This window comes from Achromobacter sp. UBA2119, from assembly GCF_002331005.1.
Lineage (GTDB): Bacteria > Pseudomonadota > Gammaproteobacteria > Burkholderiales > Burkholderiaceae_B > Achromobacter > Achromobacter animicus.
In genome coordinates, this window is record NZ_DCYD01000019.1 from 115639 (window position 1) to 135360 (window position 19722).

Annotated in this window: 16 protein-coding genes; 2 read left to right on the top strand and 14 right to left on the bottom strand. The window is 65.3% G+C overall.

The annotated features are described in order from the left end of the window. Nucleotides 1–28 precede the first annotated feature (28 nt). Complete coding sequence (locus B3098_RS24070; protein WP_286899476.1) at nt 29–1168, bottom strand: aminotransferase class V-fold PLP-dependent enzyme; 1140 nt, start codon at nt 1166–1168, stop codon at nt 29–31. Nucleotides 1169–1336: 168 nt separating this feature from the next. On the opposite strand from B3098_RS24070, the gene B3098_RS24075 reads away from it, so the two are divergent. Further along, complete coding sequence (locus B3098_RS24075; RefSeq protein WP_286899479.1) at nt 1337–2359, top strand: amino acid ABC transporter substrate-binding protein; 1023 nt, start codon at nt 1337–1339, stop codon at nt 2357–2359. Nucleotides 2360–2533: 174 nt separating this feature from the next. Further along, nucleotides 2534–4732 (top strand): ABC transporter permease subunit, encoded by a 2199-nt coding sequence (locus B3098_RS24080; protein WP_286899481.1) that lies wholly within the window; start codon nt 2534–2536, stop codon nt 4730–4732. A gap of 42 nt (nt 4733–4774) precedes the next feature. On the opposite strand, the gene ubiT is transcribed toward B3098_RS24080, so the two are convergent. The 13 genes from ubiT to B3098_RS24145 form a co-directional block, all read right to left on the bottom strand. Beyond that, nucleotides 4775–5236 carry a ubiquinone anaerobic biosynthesis accessory factor UbiT gene (gene ubiT / locus B3098_RS24085; RefSeq protein ID WP_286899483.1) on the bottom strand — a complete coding sequence of 154 codons (462 nt, stop codon included), beginning with the start codon at nt 5234–5236 and terminating at the stop codon, nt 4775–4777. Continuing rightward, on the bottom strand, nt 5233–6132 hold the full coding sequence (locus B3098_RS24090; protein WP_376784617.1) for a U32 family peptidase: 900 nt from the start codon (nt 6130–6132) through the stop codon (nt 5233–5235). The genes ubiT and B3098_RS24090 overlap by 4 nt, the downstream gene beginning before the upstream one ends. Further along, nucleotides 6123–7139, bottom strand: coding sequence for a ubiquinone anaerobic biosynthesis protein UbiU (ubiU, locus tag B3098_RS24095; RefSeq protein WP_286899486.1), 1017 nt, complete (start codon nt 7137–7139; stop codon nt 6123–6125). The genes B3098_RS24090 and ubiU overlap by 10 nt, the downstream gene beginning before the upstream one ends. A gap of 81 nt (nt 7140–7220) precedes the next feature. Continuing rightward, nucleotides 7221–7883: a response regulator gene (locus B3098_RS24100; protein ID WP_175121305.1), complete on the bottom strand. Its 663-nt coding sequence runs from the start codon at nt 7881–7883 to the stop codon at nt 7221–7223. 14 nt (nt 7884–7897) lie between these two features. Beyond that, the gene (locus tag B3098_RS24105) at nt 7898–9835 is read right to left on the bottom strand and encodes a type IV pili methyl-accepting chemotaxis transducer N-terminal domain-containing protein (RefSeq protein WP_286899488.1); all 1938 of its coding nucleotides are present in this window, start codon (nt 9833–9835) and stop codon (nt 7898–7900) included. Nucleotides 9836–9928: 93 nt separating this feature from the next. After that, on the bottom strand, nt 9929–10426 hold the full coding sequence (gene mobB, locus B3098_RS24110) for a molybdopterin-guanine dinucleotide biosynthesis protein B (RefSeq protein WP_286899490.1): 498 nt from the start codon (nt 10424–10426) through the stop codon (nt 9929–9931). Further along, entirely contained in the window at nt 10423–11088 is a 666-nt protein-coding gene (locus B3098_RS24115) for a carbonic anhydrase (protein WP_175121302.1), read from the bottom strand. The genes mobB and B3098_RS24115 overlap by 4 nt, the downstream gene beginning before the upstream one ends. 1 nt (nt 11089) lies before the next feature. Then, the gene (gene moaA, locus B3098_RS24120) at nt 11090–12088 is read right to left on the bottom strand and encodes a GTP 3',8-cyclase MoaA (RefSeq protein WP_175121301.1); all 999 of its coding nucleotides are present in this window, start codon (nt 12086–12088) and stop codon (nt 11090–11092) included. Then, nucleotides 12085–12846: a peptidylprolyl isomerase gene (locus tag B3098_RS24125; protein ID WP_286899492.1), complete on the bottom strand. Its 762-nt coding sequence runs from the start codon at nt 12844–12846 to the stop codon at nt 12085–12087. Before B3098_RS24125 ends, moaA begins: the two co-directional genes overlap by 4 nt. Nucleotides 12847–12868: 22 nt before the next feature. Further along, a complete protein-coding gene (gene narI, locus B3098_RS24130) occupies nt 12869–13552 on the bottom strand; it encodes a respiratory nitrate reductase subunit gamma (protein WP_175121299.1) in 684 nt (227 codons plus the stop codon). An 18-nt stretch (nt 13553–13570) separates the two neighbouring features. Further along, on the bottom strand, nt 13571–14218 hold the full coding sequence (gene narJ / locus B3098_RS24135; protein ID WP_175121298.1) for a nitrate reductase molybdenum cofactor assembly chaperone: 648 nt from the start codon (nt 14216–14218) through the stop codon (nt 13571–13573). Between the two features lie 15 nt (nt 14219–14233). Continuing rightward, the gene (gene narH / locus B3098_RS24140; protein ID WP_286899496.1) at nt 14234–15799 is read right to left on the bottom strand and encodes a nitrate reductase subunit beta; all 1566 of its coding nucleotides are present in this window, start codon (nt 15797–15799) and stop codon (nt 14234–14236) included. Continuing rightward, nucleotides 15796–19539, bottom strand: a complete 3744-nt coding sequence (locus B3098_RS24145) for a nitrate reductase subunit alpha (protein ID WP_286899497.1) — start codon at nt 19537–19539, stop codon at nt 15796–15798. Before B3098_RS24145 ends, narH begins: the two co-directional genes overlap by 4 nt. Between the last annotated feature and the right edge of the window lie 183 nt (nt 19540–19722).

Below are 19722 nucleotides of genomic sequence, written 5' to 3' on the forward strand. Positions count from 1 at the left end.
CCGGTCAATACGTGATTGAAAATTCAGATCAGGCCGCAAATGCGCGCGTGGCGCGCAGAATGCGTTCGATGTCTTCATGGTTGTTATAGGCGCCCACGGACAGGCGCACGTAACCATACTCCACGACGCTTGCCACGACACCGGCCTGCGTCAAATGCGCCAGCGCGGCCGCAGGATCCGCCACGCGCAGCGCCGTGGTTGTGCTGCGCACGTCATCGCCCAGCGGCGACACGACTTGCGCGCCCAAGCTGCGCAGTCCGTCGCTCAGCGCCTGCGACAGTTCCAGCACCCAGGGCTCGATGCGCTCGGGCCTCGCCTGTTCGATCAGGTCCAGCGCGCCCGCCCAGCCGGCGATGCCGGGATAGTTCAGGTTGCCGGTCTCCAGCCGCCGCGCGTCATTGGCGTCCGACACCGCGGCCTGCCATTGCAGGCCGGACTTGTCCAGCGTGGTCACACCAGACGGACCGATGTAGAAGGGGTCCAGCGCGTCGAGAAGCCGTGGCGACACGTGCAGCAAGCCCACCCCCAGCGGACCCAGCATGCCCTTGTGCGCGCCGCACGCAAAGGCGTCGACGTTCCAGTCGTCCACTTGCGCACGCAACAGGCCCGCGCCCTGGATGCCGTCCACCACGAGCCAGATGCCGCGGTCGGCGCAGCGCCGTCCCAGCTCCCGGATGTCGGTGCGCAGCCCCGTGCCGTACTGCACCCACGACACCGCGATCAAACGCGTGCGGGCGTCCACGTGCTGCCAGAGGTCATCGACCGTGAAGCGATGCGCGCGCGCCTGCGCCACGCGCACCTGTACGCCGCGCCTGCGCAGATTGAGCCACGGCAAGGCGTTCGAGGGATGTTCCTGATCGTCGACGATGAGGTTGTCACCCTCCTTCCAGGCCAGCCCCTGCGCGACTGTGTTCAACCCTTCGGTGGTGTTTTTGGTGAACGCCAGCCGGCGCGCGTCACCGCCGATCAAACGGGCCAGCCGCACGCGCAGGGCGTCGGCATCGCGCAGCCATTGCGGCTTGTCGCTGCGCGCATGCGTGATGCTGTCGAAAAAGCCCGCCACCGCGGATGACACATGCGGCGACAAGGGGCTGGTGTACGCGATGTTGGCGTAGGCCTTATCGCGCGTGATGGGAAACAGCTGTCTGAATTCGTCCTGCCAAGCCATGCGCAACCTACTCCGCCAGACCATCTGGCATGCGGGCATTCTAGGTATATGACGCGCATCTGGATAAGGCTTAGTTTTCATATTGATATGAGTATTAAGTCGCTCGGCATACCACTACGCGCCCATAGAATTCGTGCCTCTCTTGCACACAACAATCATGGGAACAGCATGCGTTTGAATCATCTATTCAAAGCGGCGGGCATTGCCGCCGCGATGGCGCTTGCCGGCGCATCGCAGGCCGGCACGGTGGACACCATCAAGAAGCGCGGTGAACTGGTGTGCGGTGTCAGCCAGGGGTCGGCAGGGTTGTCGATTGCCGACAAGCAAGGCCGCTGGACCGGCCTTGACGCCGACCTGTGCCGCGCGCTGGCCGCCGCCGTGCTGGGCGATCCGGAAAAGACCCGCTTCGTGCCGCTGAGCTCGCAGCAACGCTTTCCGGCGCTGCAGTCCGGCGAGATCGACGTGCTGAACCGCAACACCACCATCACGTCGGGCCGCGACGGAGGATTGGGCATCGCGTCCGCCGGCATCGTGTTCTACGACGGCCAAGGCTTCCTGGTGCCGCGCAAGCTGGGCGTCAAGAGCGCCACCGAGCTGGAAGGCGCGCAGGTCTGCGTGCAGCCCGGCACGGTGAATGAACAGAACCTGGTCGACTATTTCAAGAAGAACAAGCTCAGCTATCGCCCGGTCGTCATCGAAAACCTGGTCGAGCTGGAGCAGGCCTTTTACGCCGGCCGCTGCGACGTGTATCTGTCGGATGCGTCCACCCTCGCCGCCAGCCGCGCCGCGCGCGCCAGCAAGCCCGACGACTTCGTCATCCTGCCCGAGCGCATCAACAAGTCGCCGCTCGGCCCCTTCGTACGCCAGGACGACCCGAACTGGGCCGCCATCGTGCGCTGGACGGTCAACGCGCTGGTCGCCGCGGAAGAGCTGGGCATCACCGCCCAAAATGCCGACAGCCAGACGCAAAGCACTGATGCGCAGGTGCGCCGCCTGCTTGGCGTGGACCCCGGCATCGGCAAGAGCTTCGGCCTGGACGAAACGTGGGCCAGGCAGGCCATCAAGGCCGTGGGCAACTACGGCGAGGTGTGGGACCGCAACCTGGGCGCCGCCACGCCGCTCAAGCTGGAACGCGGCTTGAACGCGCAGTGGAACAAGGGCGGTTTGTTGTATTCGCCGCCGTTTCAGTGATGCGCTTCGCTTGGTGAAAATCGTTTGATGCGAATCGTTTGACGCGAATCGCTTAGTGCAGATCGCTCGATGCATCGTTTGATGCGCATCGTCTGATGCGCATTTCTAAATGATTCGCGGGCGGGCCACCGGGTCCGCCCTACTTCTTTTTTGATTGATGCCGCCCGGCCCGCCATGACTGCCACCTCGCTTCCCTTCCCGTTGACTGCCCCGTGGCGCCGCTGGCTGCATTCGCTGGCGTGGATCCTGGGATTGGGCGGCATGGCGGCCCTTCTGGTGCTGCACATCGAATCGGTGCAGACCGCCCGAGGTATCCAGGGCGGGTTCGGCTTTCTCTTTCAGCCGGCGGGGTTCCGCATCTCTGAGAGCCTGCTCAACGTCACGCCGGAAGATCCTTACTGGATGTCCCTGGCAGCGGGACTGGTCAATACGCTGACCGTCGCCTTCGTGGCAATACCGCTGGCCACTGTCTTGGGCGTAGGGCTGGGATTTCTGGGGTTGTCGTCCAACCCGCTGGCGGCCCGCGTTGCCGCCTTGGTCATCGCACCGCTGCGTAATACGCCAGTGCTGTTGCAGCTTTTCGTCTGGTATGGCTTGCTGCTGCGGCTGCCGGATCTGCGTCAAGCCTGGTCGCCGCTGCCTTCCGTGCTGCTGTCCAATCGCGGGTTGGCCTTGCCCGCCTTGCATGGCTGGCTGCCTTATGCGGGCGTGGCAGTGGCTGCGCTGGCGGGGGCCTGGTACGCCCGCCGCCGTTGGCGCAACACCGCGTTGCCCGCTTCGTCTGCCGCCGCACTGGCCGCAATATTGGCTGCAATACTGGCCGCCGCCACGATCACGTGGGCGCTATTGCCCCCCATGCAGATCGACCTGCCCGTCAAGCGCGGGCTCGGTTTGCAAGGTGGCTGGCAACCCAGCATCGAATTTGCCGCGTTGACCCTCGGTCTCGTCGTTTTTCACGCCGCCTACATCGCCGACATAGTGCGCGGCGCGGTCCGTGCTGTTCCCGTGGGACTGCTCGAAGCCGGCCAAGCCTTGGGCCTCACGCCCGTCAAGGTGCTGCGGCTGGTGATCGCGCCCTACGCCTCGCGCGTCGCATTGCCGCCCTACGCGAACCAATGCCTGGCGCTCATCAAGAACAGCACGCTCGCCATCGCAATCGGCTACCAGGAGCTGATGGCCGTCATCAACACGGCCATCACGCAAACTGGGCTGGCGCTGGAAGGCATTGCGCTTGCCGTAAGCATTTACCTGACGCTGGCGCTCTGCCTGGGCGGCGGGCTCTCCGCGTGGAACGCGCGCAATACGCGGCACGGCCCCGGCGACACGCACGGCGCGCGCCTGGGCGACCGCGCATTCCGGGATGGCGCTGTTCGTAAGGCCAGAACCCTTCGGCGCAAAGCGATGTCGGCCGTTCTGTCTTTGCTGCTGGCCGCCGTGGCCTGGTCACTGCTCGATTGGGCGGTACTTCGAGCCGTGTGGTCAGGCGACCCGATGACCTGCGCAAATGCGGCGGGCGCCTGCTGGGCCGCCGTGCGCGAGAACCTGCCGTTGTTGTTCTACGGCACCATGTCCGACGTGCACCGGGGGCCCGCGCTGATCGCGTCCCTGGCCCTTCTGGCCGCCATCGCTGTCGCCCTGGGCGCGCGTCGCGTACCGGCGCGCATGCGTATCGTCTTGTTGGCCGCGCTGTTTGGCGTTGCCGTGGCCGCGCTGACCGGCTGGCCGTGGGGCGGAGATTTCATCGGACCGCAACGCTGGGGCGGACTGCTCGTCACGTTGGTCCTGGCGATCGCCGCGCTGGTGGCGGCCGTGCCGCTGGCTTTCGCGCTGGCCCTGCTTCGCCGGTCCGGCAGCCCCGCCGGTTCGTTGGCCGCAGCCGGTCTGATCGAAGCGGTGCGCGGCGTGCCGCTGGTGACCCAGCTGCTGTTCGCATCGTTTGTGCTGCCCATGTTGCTTGGCGGCGGTGTCTCCAAATTCAGCATGGCGCTGGCGGCGCTGACCCTGCATACCGCGTGTGTGCTGGCCGAAGTGCTGCGCGGCGCGTTGCAGGCGATTCCGCCCGGCCAGATGATGGCCGCACGCGCCTTGGGCATGCGGCCCGCGCTGGCCTATGCCTGCGTGATCTGGCCGCAGGCCCGTCGCATCGCCGCGCCAGCCGCGCTGGGCGTCTTTGTCAGCGCGGTTAAGGACACATCGCTGGTCAGCATCATCGGCGTGTTCGACGTGCTGGGCGCGGCCAAGGCGGTAGTCGCGAGCACCGATTGGCGGCCTTATCACGTTGAGGTGTATCTGGCGGTGGCGCTGTTGTATCTGGCCGCCAGCCTGGCGCTGTCGCGCGTCGCGCGCCGCATGGAGGGGCGCGCTGGAAAATGACGGGATGCCGAGCCGGGCGGAGAAACCGGCTCGGCAGAAAGATCAGCCGCCCGCCCCGCTCCCGATCCCACCATGCACCACGCTAATGCGCTGAAGCCATGCCGGCCGCGGCGCGGCATCCAGCCAGTTTTTGACGATCAATCCCAGTTCCGTATCGCCAGCGATACGCAGACGGCGCTGAAAGAACAAGGTATCGGCATCCGTTTCCGCGCGCATGAGCGCCAGAAAATCGGCCAGCTTCGCGCCAAGTTCCAGTTCGGCGGCTTGCGGCCCCTTGTTCCACAGCGGCCGGAAGGCGCCGTCGCGCACCACAAAGCTGCTGCGCAGCCCCAGGTCTTCGACGGTGATGGCAAATGTGCGTCCGTTCAGTTCGGCGGGCGGTTCCAGCCACTTCAGGCGGCGGGCCAGTTCAAGTCCCGCGACAAAATGCAGGGACACGAAAGGTCCCGGCACACGCTTACCCAGCTTGGCCAGCATGGGCGGTAGAGTCAGGGCGGCGCTCATGCGGTGGCCTCCTGCAGGCCGATACCGGCCTGCCCGTAGAAGTAACCATTGCAGCGGCCGATGCCCGCGGGCGGCGAAACCGCATCAGGTTTGACGCCGCGGCGCGTGGCGTCGAGCGCGGCGATCGCTTCGAGTGTGCCGGCCGATTGCGGGCTGACACGCAGGACGTCGACGCCCATGCCCGCCAGTTCCGGCGCTTCGGCCAACAGGTCCAGGCATGCGGCCGATTGCACCTGGATGCCATTGATGCCAAGAAATTCGCGCGATTCGCGAGTGCGCATGTCCAGGCCATCAGGATGCTCGATACAGCGAAAGCCGCAGTCGTCCTTTTTCAGGCGGAAGTGCCGGGCCGTGAAGCAGCGTGCCGAAAACGCCAGCGCCATTCTTCCCCACACCATGACTTCGGCCTGCATGCCGGCGGGACGCTCGCGCAGCAGCCGTTCCAACGTAGGACCGTCCATTTCAAGTGGAGCGACAAAGCGCACGGCGCCGCGGTTCGCCAGCCAGGTCAGCGTGCCGCCGTGATAGGCATTGACGTGCGGGCCGGCAACAAAGCCGCGGCCGCTCAGATGGCGCACTGCGCCCAGTTCGCCGGCCTCGACCATGAAGTCCTGCTGTTCGCATAGCTTCTTCAAGGCGCTGGCCTCGGCGCCGGTCTCGATCAGCGTGCGGCCCGACAGCACCACGGTCTTGCCCACCGCGCGCAGATCACGCGCCAGTTCAAGCCAGTCGTCGGCGCGCAGCTCGTGCCGCCGGCTACAGACCGTTTCGCCGATGTAGACGATGTCCGCCGGGCTTTCAGCGACGGCGGCGTAGAAATCCATGGTGCGCTGGCGCGGCCAGTAGTACAGCAAGGGGCCGACGGAAATCTGAAAGGGGATTTGGGTCATTTCCATGGGCGTTCGAAAGCGCCTTGTGTGACTTGTGAACCCTCGGCATGGCGCGCCAGCATGGCGTTCCATTCGGGGCGCGGAGAAAAGCGTGACGCGTCCGCATGCACGCTGTCCAGCGCGGCGCGCAGCGTGGACACCACCTGCGTGACATACGCCGGGCTGCGCTGGCGTCCTTCGATCTTGATGGCGGATACGCCCATTTCGGCCAGCTTGGGCAACAGGCCAATGGCGTTCAGGCTGGTGGGTTCTTCCAGTGCGTGGTCGGCTTGGCCGTCCACTTCGAACCGGCCCTTGCACAGCGTGGGGTACGCGGCCGGTTCGCCGGGTTCGTAGCGGTCGATGAGAATGCCGGACAGGCGCGCATCCATGCGGCCGTCTTCTTCGACCCAGCGCACCGCGTGCGCGGGCGAACAGACGCCCTTGTTGTTGGGAGAGTCGCCAGTGGCGTATGACGACAGCAGACAGCGGCCTTCGGCCATGACGCACAGGCTGCCAAAACCAAACACCTCGACCTCGACACTGACGTTGGCGCAGATGCGCGCGATTTCCGTCAGTGTCAGCACACGCGGCAACACCACGCGGCGGATGCCGAACTGTTCCTTCATGAGTTCGATGGCGTCGGTGTGGGTGGCCGAGCCCTGTACAGACAGATGCAGGCGCAGGTCCGGATAGCGGTCGCTGGCGTAGGCCAGAAGGCCCGGATCGGCCATGATGACGGCGTCGGCGCCGAGATCGTGGGCGGCATCGACGGCGGCTTGCCATTCGGCCATGCGGCCGGCCTGCACAAACGTATTGATGGCGAACAGCACGTGACGGTTCTGGCGATGCGCCAGTTCAACGCCTGCGCGGATGTCGGCTTCGGTGAAATTGAGCCCGGCAAAGTTGCGGGCGTTGGTGGCGTTCTTGAGCCCGAGATAGACGGTGTCGGCGCCCGCTTCAATCGCCGCTTTCAAGGCGGCCAGACTGCCTGCCGGGGCCACGAGCTCTATGGGAGAGGTTCGAGTTTGCATGACGGCCAGTCTATGGGCCGCCCGTCCCCCGGGCCTTGTCGAAAATCAAACCGCGCGGCGCGCGCGGCGCCTTTTATAGGACTATTCCTCGGTGTACAGGCCGCGCTCGACCGCATACACCGCAACCTGCACGCGGCTGGTCAGATTGAGCTTTTTCAGCACGTTCTGCACATGGATCTTGACGGTGCTTTCGCTGACATCCAGTTCGCGCGCAATGACCTTGTTGCTGGCCCCGCGCGCCAGCCATTGCACGATCTGCGTTTCGCGTGCGGTAAGGCGGTGACGTTCCGCGGTGCCGGGTGGCGGCGGCGTCTGGCTGGCCTGTCCCCGGAACTGCTCGACCAGCTTGGCCGTCATGCTGTCCGCAATGACGGCTTCGCCGTTGGCGGCGCGCCGGATGGCGGACACCAGGGCGTCCGCGTCGATGTTCTTGACGAGGTAGCCGCGGGCGCCGTCGCGCAGCGCCTGTCCAAGCTCGTCGGCTTCTTCGGACACGGTCAGGATGATGACCGCGCACGTGGGCAGATCCTGCGTCAGGAGCTGCAGCGTTTCCAGCCCCGACAAGCCGGGCAGATTCAGGTCCAGCAGCACGACGTCGGGTTTGAGTTCCTTGGCGCGCTTCAGGCCCTCGACGCCGTCCCCGGCCTCGGCAACGACCTCGAAGTCGGGCTGGCGCTGCAGCAGCAGGCGGACACCGGAGCGGAACAGGGTGTGGTCGTCGATGAGCAGGATGCGGATGGTCATGATGGGCAAGGATGTCAGGCGGCCTGGCGCTCGGCGCCGGGCAAGGTGAGCGCCACGCGCGTGCCGGCGCCGGGCTGCGATTCGAGTTTTATCACGGCGCGCATGCGAGCGGCGCGCTCGCGCATGATGTGCAGGCCACCGTGAGATTCGCCGCGCTCGGCGACGTCGGCGGGATCATACCCCTGCCCGTCGTCGGCAATCAGCAGAGTGAAATCCCGGCCGTTTTCCACGGCGATGCGCACGCGGCTGGCCTCGGAATGCTTGCGCACGTTGGACAGCGCTTCCTGCAGGATGAACAGCACCTGCAGTTGCTGCTCGGGCTGCAGCGGCGCGCCTTCGCCTTGGCTGAATGTCAGATCCGTGTCGATGGCGGTCTGACGGCGGAAACGCGCCACCGTGTCTTCAATGGCCGCCTGCAGGTCGCCCTGCGACAGCTTGCTGCGGAAGTTGGTCAATAGTTCGCGCACGTCCTGATAGCTTTCGTCTACGCCGGTGCGCAGCAGCGGCAGGATTTCGCTGACTTCTTCTTCGTCGCCGCGCTTGATGGCGGCATCGAGCATCTGCAATTGCAGATTCAGGAAGTTCAGCCCTTGCGCCAGGCTGTCATGCAGGCCCTGCGCCACCAGCCCGCGCTCTTGCACCACGGCCAATTGGCGCGCCTGCGCGCTGAGGCGCCGGTTGTCCAGCGCCACCCCTAGGTGCTGCCCCAGCGTTTCCAGCAGCTGCGACTCCGACGCCAGCAGGCGGCGCTGCGTGCGGAAATGCAGTGAATAGGATCCCAGGACTTCGTCGCGCGTGACGATACGGAACACCGCCACGCTGGCAAAGCCGTCGCGCTGGCAGTTCAGATCCATGTCGGGCGGCGACTGGCGGAAGTCCTGGATGACGATGACGCCAGCCTGGCGGGTGGCGACGCCGCAATAGCAGTCGTCGACCTTCATGCAGTGTTCGGATTCGACCAGATCGTCGGACAGGCCCACCGACACCACGAGGTTGAGCTTTTCGTTGTTGGGGTCCAGCGCGCGGATGCTGCCCGCTTCCGCATCGAACTGAAGCATGACGCGGCGCAGAAAGCCATCGCACATGGCCTCGATTTCATTGGGCTGGTTCAGGAACGCGGCCATGTCGTAGAGCGCACCGATGTCGCGGTTCTGCGCGGCAAGCTGCGCCGTCTTCTGTTCCACCCGCTGTTCCAGGCTGGTGTACAGGTCTTGAAGTTCGTCTGCCATGCGGTTGTAGCCGCGCGCCAGTACGCCGAACTCGTCCTGGCTTTCCACCGGAAGGCGGGTGCTGAATTCGCGGTCGGCCATGCGCTGCAGGCCGTCGCGCAGGCGCAACACGGGTGAAATGATCCACAGATACAGCAGGTAGATCATGGCAAGCGTGCCCGCGCTGGCAATTGCCGCCAGCACGCCCTGCGACAGGCGCAGCGACGTGGTCTTGCCGGCGTTGTCCTGTTCGATCATGCGCACCAGGGTATCGGCGCGGGCCACGAACTCGGGCAGCGTTTCCAGGTAGCTTGACGCATCCGGCTGGCCGATGGAACGCAGGGCCGCCGGCTTCATGATGTCGCGCCAGTATGCAGCCACGTCGTGCCACTGGGCGCGGATGGCGTTGTCGTTGGGAATGAAAAGCGGCCGCGCGGGATTGCCCCGCGCCAGCCGCGCGATGGTCTCGTCCAGAATCGCGATCTGTTCCGTGGTGCGCACTTCGCGCCCGGCTTGCGGTCGCATCAGCTCGACGGCGACGCGGTTGGCCCGCATGCGCAGGCTGCCGGTATCGTTGATGGCCGCGCCCGCGCCTTCCAGTTGCCAGGACAGCCACAGCGTCCAGCTGACCATGGACAGCACGACGATCAGCGCCAGCAGTGAACTTGCCACGATGCGCGTGGACAGGCGGTGCCGGGGCGAAGGCAGCGCTTCGGGCTGGGCGGCGGTATCGGTGGACTTCATGAATGTCAGGGCTGGAAGCGCAGTTCGGGTGTCAGTGTAGTCGCTTCCCGCCAGCAATCCGGCGCACGCGTGCCCATTGCGTCACTCACGCGCTCAACGCAGTCCAAGCGTGCGGCACAGAAAATCCGCCACCTGGGCGGGATCGTTCAGCGGCAGGCATGGCACGTCGATGTCCAGCGGCGCGTCGGTCACGACCGCCAGAAATGCAGGGTCTTCCGTGTGCAGGGGCGGTTTGCCCAACGCCGGGCGGTAGACCTCGATGCGCGGGATCGCGGCCTGCTTGAAGCCTTCGACCAACACCAGATCGGCGGGCGACAGGCGCGCCAGTTGCGCCTCCAGGGTGGGTTCCGGCGCGTCGCGCAGCTCGTGCACGATGGCATACCGGTACGGCGAGGCGATCATGACCTCCTGCGCGCCGGCGGTGCGGAATCGTGCGCTGTCCTTGCCCGGCGGCTCCATCTGGAAGTCGTGATGGCTGTGCTTGATGACGTTCACGCGCAGGCCGCGGGCGCCAAGCAGCGGCAGCATCGCTTCGATCAGGGTGGTTTTGCCGCTGCCGGAGCGGCCGGCGATACCGAATACAGGAGTCATACGAGGGCAGGTTCCGTCAGCAAGGGGCACACGATGGGCAAAAACGTGTCTGCCCGCGGGGAGTATGCCAGCAAAGCGCCCGCCACCAGGTCGAAGTACCAGCCATGCAGTGACAGGCTGCCCGCGTCGACCGCCCGCCGCACGAAAGGCAGGTCTTCAAGATTGCGAAGGGAAATCAGGATGGAAGCCTGTTCGCAGGCGCGCCGGCGCTCTTCTTTCGAGGCATCCGGCATCTGCCGCAACACCTGCTCGCGCGCCGGTTCTGCGATGTCCATCCAGCGTCCCAGATAGTCGGTCTCACCGTCGCGGCGGATGCGCCGTTCCATCAGGGCGCGGATGCCGCCACATTGCGCATGGCCCAGCACGATGATGCGGCTGACCTGCAATTGCTCGACCGCAAACTGGATGGCCGCCAGGACGCCCTGCAGGCCGCGGTCCTTGCTGCACGGCGGCACCAGATTCGCCACATTGCGCACGGTGAAGATGTCGCCGGGATCACACCCCAGCAGCATGGCCGGATCCACCCGGGAATCGCAACAGCCGATCAATAGCGTGCTGGGATGCTGGCCGTCGCGCAAATTGCGGTACAGCATTGGTGCGTCTTCGTAGTATTGCTGCTGAAAGCGCTGGAAGCCGCCGACGAGTCGTTCAAGGTCTTGCATATCAGCCTCCCGTTTGCGCCATGAAGCGCACGATGCGTTCGGGCCGGGCGTTGAAGTCATGGCGCTCCGGCTTGGCCGCGATGCCTACCCGGATGGCCTGGATGAGCTCGGCGTCGCTGGCGCCCGCGCGCAGCAGGTGTCCAAGCGGCACCTGGTCTTCCTGGCCCAGGCACAGATACAAGGTGCCATCCACGCCCAGCCGCACGCGGTTGCAGGTGGCGCAGAAATGGCGCGACATGGGTGTGATGACGCCCAGCACCGGCGCGCCCTGCCCGCTTGTCCAGTAGCGCGCCGGGCCGTTGCGGGATTCGGACAACGACGGCACCAGGCCAGCATCGGCCGCAAGACGGGCGCCCATCGCGTTCAGGTCGGTATGCGTATAGCCGCGACCGCATTCGCCCATGGGCATGGGTTCGATCAGCCGCAGCACGAAGCCCTGCTCCACGGCATACGACAGCAGGCGGCGGACTTCGGATTCCGGCGTGGCCGCATGCACCACGCTGTTGAGCTTGATCGGCGAAAAGCCGGCTTGCCGCGCGGCCGCCAGCCCGGCCAGCACGGAATCCAGACAGTCGCGCCCGGTGATCTGCGAGAACGCCGCGGCGTCCAATGTGTCCAGGCTGATGTTCAGGCGGCTCACGCCGGCCGCGCGCAGCGACTGGGCATGGCGCACAAGCTGGGTGGCGTTGGTGGACACGGACAGGTCGCGCAGTCCGGGCATGGCGGCGATGGTGGCGGCCAGCCCGGCCACGCCCTTGCGCAGCAGCGGTTCGCCGCCGGTGAGCCTGACCTTGGCCACGCCCAGGCCCACGAACAACCCGACCAGCCGCGCCATCTCGTCGTGGGACATCCAGTTGGCCGGCGTCTCAAAGCCCTTGAAGTCCTTGGGCAGGCAATAGCTGCAACGCAGATCGCAGCGATCGGTGACGGAGACGCGCAGGTAGTCGATGCGGCGGCCAAAGCCGTCCGCCAATACGGCAGGGGCTGGCTCGTCCATCATGCGGCGCTCCCGGCGAAGACCCGTTCGGGTTCGCCGTCGTCCAGGTCAATGCCGGAGATCTTGGCGCGCCCGACCAGCAGCTTGGTGTATTGCCGCCAGGCGGTGTCGCGGCTCATGGTGGTGAGCGCCGTCGCAATCTGCTTTGCGACGTGCTCGTAAGGCAAGAGGCGGCCTTCAACGCGGCGCGTGACGCGCACGATGTGCAGGCCATGCCGCGTTTGCAGCAACTGCGGCAGCAGCCCACCCGAGGGCAACGCAAACACCGCGCGTTCGAACTCGGGCACGGTGTCGCCGCGGCCGAGTTGACCCAGGTTGCCGCCCACCGCAGCGGACGGGCAATTGGACTGCTCGCGGGCAACCTCCGCGAACCGGGAGGGATCGGCCAGCAGTTCGGTCAGCACCACGTTGGCATGCGCCTTCAGCATGTCCAGGTTCACGTCGGGCGCGACCTGGAACAGGATGTGGTCCGCCTCGACCAGTTCACCCACCATGAAGCGCTCGGGGTGCATCTGATAGAAGCGCCGGCACGCCTGGTCGTCGGCTTCAGGCGCCGGCGCCTGGCTGGCGAGCAGCGCGCCGATCGCGCTTTCCTCGTCGGACACGTCCAGACCTTGCCGGCCGGCCTCGTCCAGCAGCACGCGCCGCAGCACCAGGGCCGTGACGGCCTCGCGCATGGGATTGCCGGCCTCGGCGTGCAAGGGAAGTTCACGTTCCAGATCCGCGTCGTTCAGTTCGACGCCATTGACGATGACAGGCATGTTCGGCTCCTAAGACAGTGGATCAGCGCGGACGGACGAGTTGCCAGGCGCGGCCCAGGTAGCCGATCGACGCAAAGCCGCTCCAGACGTGCACCAGGCGGGTGAACGGGAAGATCACGAACAGCGTGAGACCCATGAACAGGTGCGCCTTGAAGAGCAGCGGCACGCCGGCGATGTAGCTGGCGGCGTCGCCCTGGAACGTGACGATGTGCTGCGCCCAGGTCATCAGGTGCACCATCATTTCGCCGTCCATGTGGCCGGCCGACAGCACGATCGTGGACAGGCCCAGCAGCAGGGTCACGAGGATCCAGAGCAGCAGGATCTTGTCGCCCGGCCGCGTGGCGTGTGCAATGCGCGGATCGGTCAGGCGGCGGTGGATCAGGATCAGGAGGCCGATCAGGCACAGCCCGCCCATCACGCCGCCGGCCACCATGGCGACCATCTGCTTGAGCGAGTGCGAGACGCCCAGCGTGTCCCACACGACGACCGGAGTCAGCAGGCCGGCCAGATGCCCGAAGAACAGGCCGATGATGCCGATGTGGAAGAGGATGTTGCCCAGCCGCAGCTGGCCGCGGTGCAGCAGTTGCGAGCTGTCGGACTTCCAGGTGTATTGCTCGCGTTCAAAGCGCGCCAGGCTGCCGAGCAGGAAGATGGTCAGCGCGATGTACGGATAGATGCCGAAAAGAAACTGATTCAGGGAGTTCATGATGCGTCGTCCTGAGCATTAATGAGTCGCGGCGGAACGGGGATGGAAGTGCACGGGCTGTGCGCCACCTCCCGAGAACGGCCGTAGCAGCGGTTCCACGCCGTCCGGGCCGGCCCCGAAGGCCTCCATCGCCTCGTCCATGTCGCGCACGGGCGCCTCGGTCTGCACGCGCGGAATCACGCGGGACTGGGCGCGCAGCACGGCAAAGATGCAGGCATAGGAGCTTTCGCTCTTGGCCAGGCGCGCGCCAATGGCGGCCAGCACGTGGATGGCTTCGTCCAGCAGTTCCTGGGCTGTGTCGGGGTCAATGACGCCCAGGAATTCCAGGAACAGCGGCACGTGATCCGGCAGTTCGGACACAACGGGTTCGAAACCATGCTGGCGGTAGGTCTCCAGCAGGTCCACCATGGCCTGGCCGCGGTCGCGGCTTTCGCCGTGCACGTGCTCGAACAGGTGCAGGGAATGCGAGCGGTTTCGGTCAAAGGTGGCGACGTAGTTCTCTTGCAGGGGAATCAGGTCGTTCGAGGCCAGATAGCTCACCAGGGGCTGCAGGGTCTCTTCGGCGTCCGGATAGGCCGCGAGGGCCTCTTCCAGTTCGCCCAGGTAGTCCAGCAGCTCCGGCTCGGGGTAGCACAGCATGGCGGAAAGCAGTCGGTACAGGCTCATGATGTTTTCCTTTCCTTAAGCCGAAACGGCCTTCTTGCGCGACTTGGGCATCTCGATGAAGATTTCGCTGCCTTGCGGCTTGCGGCCGAACAGGGTGCCTTCCGACACGCCGCCCGAGCAGCCGTTGCCAAAAGTGAAGCCGCAGCTTCCCTTCTCGTTGAAGCTGTCCTCGACCACTTCCTTGTGGCTGCTGGGCACGACGAAGCGGTCTTCGTAGTTGGCGATGGCCATGATGCGGTACATGTCCTGCACCGTTTCCTCGGTCAGGCCCACCTGGTCCAGCAGGGCCTTGTCGCGTTCGCCGTGAACGGTCTCGGACCGCTTGAAGGCGCGCATGGCCAGCATGCGTTCCAGCGCTTGCAGCACCGGCGCTTCCTTGCCGGCGGTCAGCAGGTTGGCCAGGTAGCGCACGGGGATGCGCAGCGTGGACACATCGGGGATCATGCCGCTCTTGCCGACAGTGCGCTGGGGCATCTTGCCCGATTCAGCGGCCGTCTGGATGGGCGACAGCGGCGGGATGTACCAGACCATGGGCAGCGTGCGGTATTCCGGGTGCAGCGGAAAAGCGACCTTCCATTCGACGGCCATCTTGTAGACGGGCGAATTGCGCGCGGCTTCCAGCCAGGATTCCGGGATGCCCTGCTCGCGGGCCGCGGCGATCACCTCGGGCGAGTGCGGGTCCAGGAACAGGTCGAGCTGCGACTGGTAGAGGTCTTGCTCGTTCGCGGTGGATGCGGCGTTCTCGATCTGGTCGGCGTCGTACAGCAGCACGCCCAGGTAGCGGATGCGGCCCACGCAGGTTTCCGAGCACACGGTCGGCTGGCCGGCCTCGATGCGCGGGTAGCAGAACGTGCACTTCTCGGCCTTGCCGCTGTTCCAGTTGTAGTAGATCTTCTTGTACGGGCAGCCCGAGATGCACATACGCCAGCCGCGGCACTTGTCCTGGTCGACCAGGACGATGCCGTCGTCTTCACGCTTGTAGATGGAGCCGGACGGGCAGCTGGCGACACAGGCCGGGTTCAGGCAGTGTTCGCACAGGCGCGGCAGGTACATCATGAAGGTGTTCTCGAAGGTCGAGTACATCTCCTTCTGCACGCCTTCAAACAGGGCGTCGCGGCTGCGCGAGCTGAATTCGCCGCCCAGGTCGTCTTCCCAGTTGGGGCCCCAATGGATCTTGTCCATCTTCTTGCCCGTCAGCACCGACACCGGACGCGCGGTGGGCGGCGTTTGCGACAGCGGCGCGTTCTTCAGGTGCTCGTAGTCGTAGGTGAACGGCTCGTAGTAGTCGTCGATGGCGGGCAGGTTCGGGTTGGCGAACAGGTTGGCCAGGATGCGCAGCTTGCCGCCTTGACGCGGTTCCAGCTTGCCGGCGGCCGTGCGGCTCCAGCCGCCCTTCCACTTTTCCTGGTTTTCCCATTCTTTCGGATAGCCGATGCCGGGCTTGGTTTCCACGTTGTTGAACCAGGCATACTCGACACCGTCGCGGCTGGTCCAGACGTTCTTGCAGGTGACCGAGCAAGTGTGGCAGCCAATGCACTTGTCCAGGTTCAGCACCATGCCGATTTGGGCGCGTATCCTCATGATTGCTTCTCTTCTTGTTGCAGTTCTTCGACGAGCGGGCCTTCCAGCCAGTCCACCTTCTTCATCTTGCGCACGACCACGAATTCGTCGCGGTTGGCGCCCACGGTGCCGTAGTAGTTGAAACCGTAGGCTTGCTGGGCGTAGCCTCCGATCATGTGCGTGGGCTTGAGCACCGTGCGCGTGACCGAGTTGTGGATGCCGCCGCGCTTGCCGCTGGTTTCAGCGCCCGGCACGTTCACGATCTTTTCCTGGGCGTGGTACATCAGGCACATGCCGACCGGCACGCGCTGGCTCACGACCACCCGGGCGGTCAGCGTGCCGTTGACGTTGAAGACTTCGACCCAGTCGTTGTCGACCAGACCGGCCTGCTTGGCCTCGGCTTCGGACACCCACACGTGGGGGCCGCCGCGGCTCAGGGTCAGCATGCGCAGGTTGTCCGAGTACGTGCTGTGGATGCCCCACTTCTGGTGCGGGGTGATCCAGTTCAGGACCAGTTCCTTTTCACCGTTGGGGTACTTGCCCAGCATAGGCGCAACCGTCTTGGTGTCGATGGCGGGCTTGTACACGCACGAGCCTTCGCCAAAGTCCAGCATCCAGCGGTGATCCTGGTAGAACTGCTGGCGGCCCGTCAGGGTGCGCCATGGGATCAGTTCATGGACGTTGGTATAGCCGGCGTTGTAGCTGACCTCTTCGCTTTCCAGGCCAGACCAGGTGGGCGCCGAAATGATCTTGCGCGGCTGCGCCTGGATGTCGCGGAAGCGGATCTTGTCGTGCTCGCGGCCGACGGCAAGGTGCGTATGGTCGCGTCCGGTGATCTTGCCCAGCGCTTCCCACGCCTTGACCGACACGTGGCCGTTGGTTTCCGGTGCGAAGGTCAGGATCATTTCAGCGGCGTCGATGGCCGTGTCCAGACGCGGACGGCCCTGGCTGACGCCGGCTTCGGTGACACTGTCGTTGATGCCGGCCAGCTCGTGGACCTCGTGCTGCGTGTTCCAGTTGATGCCCTTTCCGCCGTTGCCCAGCTTGTCCAGCAACGGACCCACCGACGTGAACTTGCGGTAGATGTCGTTGTAATCGCGTTCAACCACCGTCATGGACGGCGCGGTCTTGCCGGGGATCAGGTCGCATTCGCCCAGCTTCCAGTCCTTGGGTTCGAAGGCCTGGCCGAGTTCTCCCGGGGTGTCGTGCATCAGCGGAGTCAGCACCAGATCGCGGCGCTTGCCGAGGTACGGACCGCCGATGTCGGTGAACTTCTTGGCCAGCAGCTTGTAGATTTCCCAGTCGGTCTTGCTTTCCCAGAGCGGCTGCACGGCTTCGCTGAGCGGGTGGATGAACGGGTGCATGTCGGACGTGTTGAGGTCGTCCTTTTCGTACCAGGTGGCCGTGGGCAGCACGATGTCGCCGTACAGGCACGTGGTGCTCATGCGGAAGTCCAGCACCGTAAGCAGGTCCAGCTTGCCTTCGGCCGCGTCTTCCTCGTAGGTGACTTCGGTGGGCTTGATGGCATCGCCTTCATCGCCGAACACCGCGTTCTGCGTGCCCAGCAGGTACTTCAGGAAATACTCGTGGCCCTTGCCGCTGGAGCCGAGGATGTTGGAGCGCCACACGAACATGTTGCGCGGGAAGTTGGCGGGATCGTCCGGGTTTTCGCAGGACATGCGAAGGTCGCCCGACTTCATCTGTTCGACCGCGTGGGCGATGGGATCCTTGCCCAGGCTGTCGGCCTGCGCCACCACGTCCAGCGGATTGGTGCGCAGCTGCGGGGCCGACGGCAGCCAGCCCATGCGCTCGGCGCGGGCGTTCAGGTCGATCATGCTGAGTTCGCCGTACTTGGCGCGGTCGGCGGTGGGGCCGAGCACTTCCTGCACGTTCAGCTTTTCGTGGCGCCATTGGCTGGTGTGGGCGTAGAAGAACGAGGTGCCGTTCATCTGGCGCGGCGGGCGGACCCAGTCCGCCGCGAACGCCAGGGGCGCCCAGCCAAACTGCGGACGCAGCTTTTCCTGGCCCACATAGTGCGCCCAGCCGCCGCCGCTCTTGCCGACGCAACCGCACATCATCAGCATGTTGATGATGCCGCGGTAGATCATGTCCATGTGGTACCAGTGGTTCAGGCCGGCGCCGACGATGACCATGGACTTGCCTTCGGTGTCGTGCGCGTTCTGGGCGAATTCGCGCGCCACCTGGATGACCTGCGCGCGCGGCACGCTGGTGTGCTTTTCCTGCCAGGCGGGCGTGTAGGGAACGTCGTCGTCGTACGAAGTTGCGACGTTGCCGCCGCCCAGGCCGCGATCGAGGCCGTAGTTGGCCATTTGCAGGTCATACACCGTGGCGACCAGCGCCTCGGTGCCGTCCGCCAGGCGGATGCGGCGGGCGGGCACGTTGCGCACGAGGAGTTCGTCGTGTTCGCTGCCGAAGTACGGGAAGCCCACGCCGACCACGTCGTCCGACTGGCCCAGGAGGGTCAGCGTCGGGACGATTTCGCGGCCCGAACCGCCGTCCTTGGATTCGAGGTTCCAGCGGCCAACCTTTTCACCGTCGTTGACGGCGCCCTCGCCCCAGCGGAAACCAATGCTGCCGTTGGGCGCGACCAGATCGCCGGTGGACTCGTCCAGCACCAGCGTCTTCCAGTCGGGGTTGTTCTGTTCGCCGAGCGCGTTGTCGAGCTGCGAGGCGCGCAGGAAGTGGTCAGGGGCGTAGAAGCCGTCGCGTTCCTTGAGCTGCACCAGCATCGGCATGTCGGTGTAGCGGCGCACGTAGTCCGTGAAGTAGGCCGACTTGCCCGAGAGGTGGAATTCCTTGAGGATGACGTGGCCCATGGCCATGGCGAGCGCGGCGTCGGTGCCCTGCTTGGGCGCCAGCCAGATGTCGCCGAACTTGACCATTTCGCCGAAGTCGCTGGACACGGCCACGGTCTTGGTGCCCTTGTAGCGGACTTCGGTGTAGAAGTGCGCGTCGGGGGTGCGGGTCTGCGGGACGTTCGAGCCCCAGACCATCAGGTAGGTGGAGTTGTACCAGTCGGCCGATTCGGGCACGTCAGTTTGTTCGCCCCAGATCTGGGGGCTGGCGGGGGGAAGGTCGCAGTACCAGTCGTAGAAGCTGAGGCAGGCGCCACCCAGCAGGCTCAGGTAGCGGGCGCCGGCGGCGTAGCTGACCATCGACATGGCGGGAATCGGCGAGAAGCCGATCACGCGGTCGGGACCGTACTTCTTGATGGTGAGCGCGTTGGCGGCAGCAATCATTTCGGTGGCGGTGTCCCAATCGGCGCGGACAAAGCCGCCCAGGCCGCGCACCGACTTGTAGCGCTTGGCGCGCTTGGGATCCTGGCTGATCCATTCCCAGGCGGCGATGGGATCCATGGTCTTGCGGGCTTCGCGCCACATTTCGATAAGGCGGCCGCGGATCATGGGGTATTTCACGCGTTGCGCCGAGTACACATACCAGCTGTACGAGGCGCCGCGGGGACAGCCACGCGGCTCATGATTGGGCAGATCGGGACGGGTGCGGGGGTAGTCGGTCTGCTGGGTTTCCCAGGTGATCAGGCCGTTCTTGACATAGACCTTCCAGGAGCAGGAGCCGGTGCAGTTCACGCCGTGGGTGGAACGCACCACCTTGTCGTGCTGCCAGCGGGCGCGGTACGCGTTTTCCCACTTGCGGTCCTCGTTGACGGTTTCGCCGTGACCGTTCGCGAAGGTGGACTTCACCCGCGACATGAACTTCAACCGGTCCAGAAAATGACTCATTGTGTTTCTCCAAGAACGCCGGCCTGGCCGGCGCGTACTGCGATCAATGCTGTTGAAGCAACTTTAGGACTGGGCTGTCTGGCGGACCATTCGCCGGTGGCACAACCCGGGTTCGGCAGAGTGACTAGTTATCCGCGTAGACCGAACTAGTCGCGCGCCGCCGGCCGCACCGCGCGCAAAGCA

Coding starts and splice junctions, on each gene's coding strand:
- B3098_RS24070 (WP_286899476.1), bottom strand. CDS start 1,168: ATGGCTTGGCAGGACGAATTCAGACAGCTGTTTCCCATCACGCGCGAT.
- B3098_RS24075 (WP_286899479.1), top strand. CDS start 1,337: ATGCGTTTGAATCATCTATTCAAAGCGGCGGGCATTGCCGCCGCGATG.
- B3098_RS24080 (WP_286899481.1), top strand. CDS start 2,534: ATGACTGCCACCTCGCTTCCCTTCCCGTTGACTGCCCCGTGGCGCCGC.
- ubiT (WP_286899483.1), bottom strand. CDS start 5,236: ATGAGCGCCGCCCTGACTCTACCGCCCATGCTGGCCAAGCTGGGTAAG.
- B3098_RS24090 (WP_376784617.1), bottom strand. CDS start 6,132: ATGGAAATGACCCAAATCCCCTTTCAGATTTCCGTCGGCCCCTTGCTG.
- ubiU (WP_286899486.1), bottom strand. CDS start 7,139: ATGCAAACTCGAACCTCTCCCATAGAGCTCGTGGCCCCGGCAGGCAGT.
- B3098_RS24100 (WP_175121305.1), bottom strand. CDS start 7,883: ATGACCATCCGCATCCTGCTCATCGACGACCACACCCTGTTCCGCTCC.
- B3098_RS24105 (WP_286899488.1), bottom strand. CDS start 9,835: ATGAAGTCCACCGATACCGCCGCCCAGCCCGAAGCGCTGCCTTCGCCC.
- mobB (WP_286899490.1), bottom strand. CDS start 10,426: ATGACTCCTGTATTCGGTATCGCCGGCCGCTCCGGCAGCGGCAAAACC.
- B3098_RS24115 (WP_175121302.1), bottom strand. CDS start 11,088: ATGCAAGACCTTGAACGACTCGTCGGCGGCTTCCAGCGCTTTCAGCAG.
- moaA (WP_175121301.1), bottom strand. CDS start 12,088: ATGATGGACGAGCCAGCCCCTGCCGTATTGGCGGACGGCTTTGGCCGC.
- B3098_RS24125 (WP_286899492.1), bottom strand. CDS start 12,846: ATGCCTGTCATCGTCAATGGCGTCGAACTGAACGACGCGGATCTGGAA.
- narI (WP_175121299.1), bottom strand. CDS start 13,552: ATGAACTCCCTGAATCAGTTTCTTTTCGGCATCTATCCGTACATCGCG.
- narJ (WP_175121298.1), bottom strand. CDS start 14,218: ATGAGCCTGTACCGACTGCTTTCCGCCATGCTGTGCTACCCCGAGCCG.
- narH (WP_286899496.1), bottom strand. CDS start 15,799: ATGAGGATACGCGCCCAAATCGGCATGGTGCTGAACCTGGACAAGTGC.
- B3098_RS24145 (WP_286899497.1), bottom strand. CDS start 19,539: ATGAGTCATTTTCTGGACCGGTTGAAGTTCATGTCGCGGGTGAAGTCC.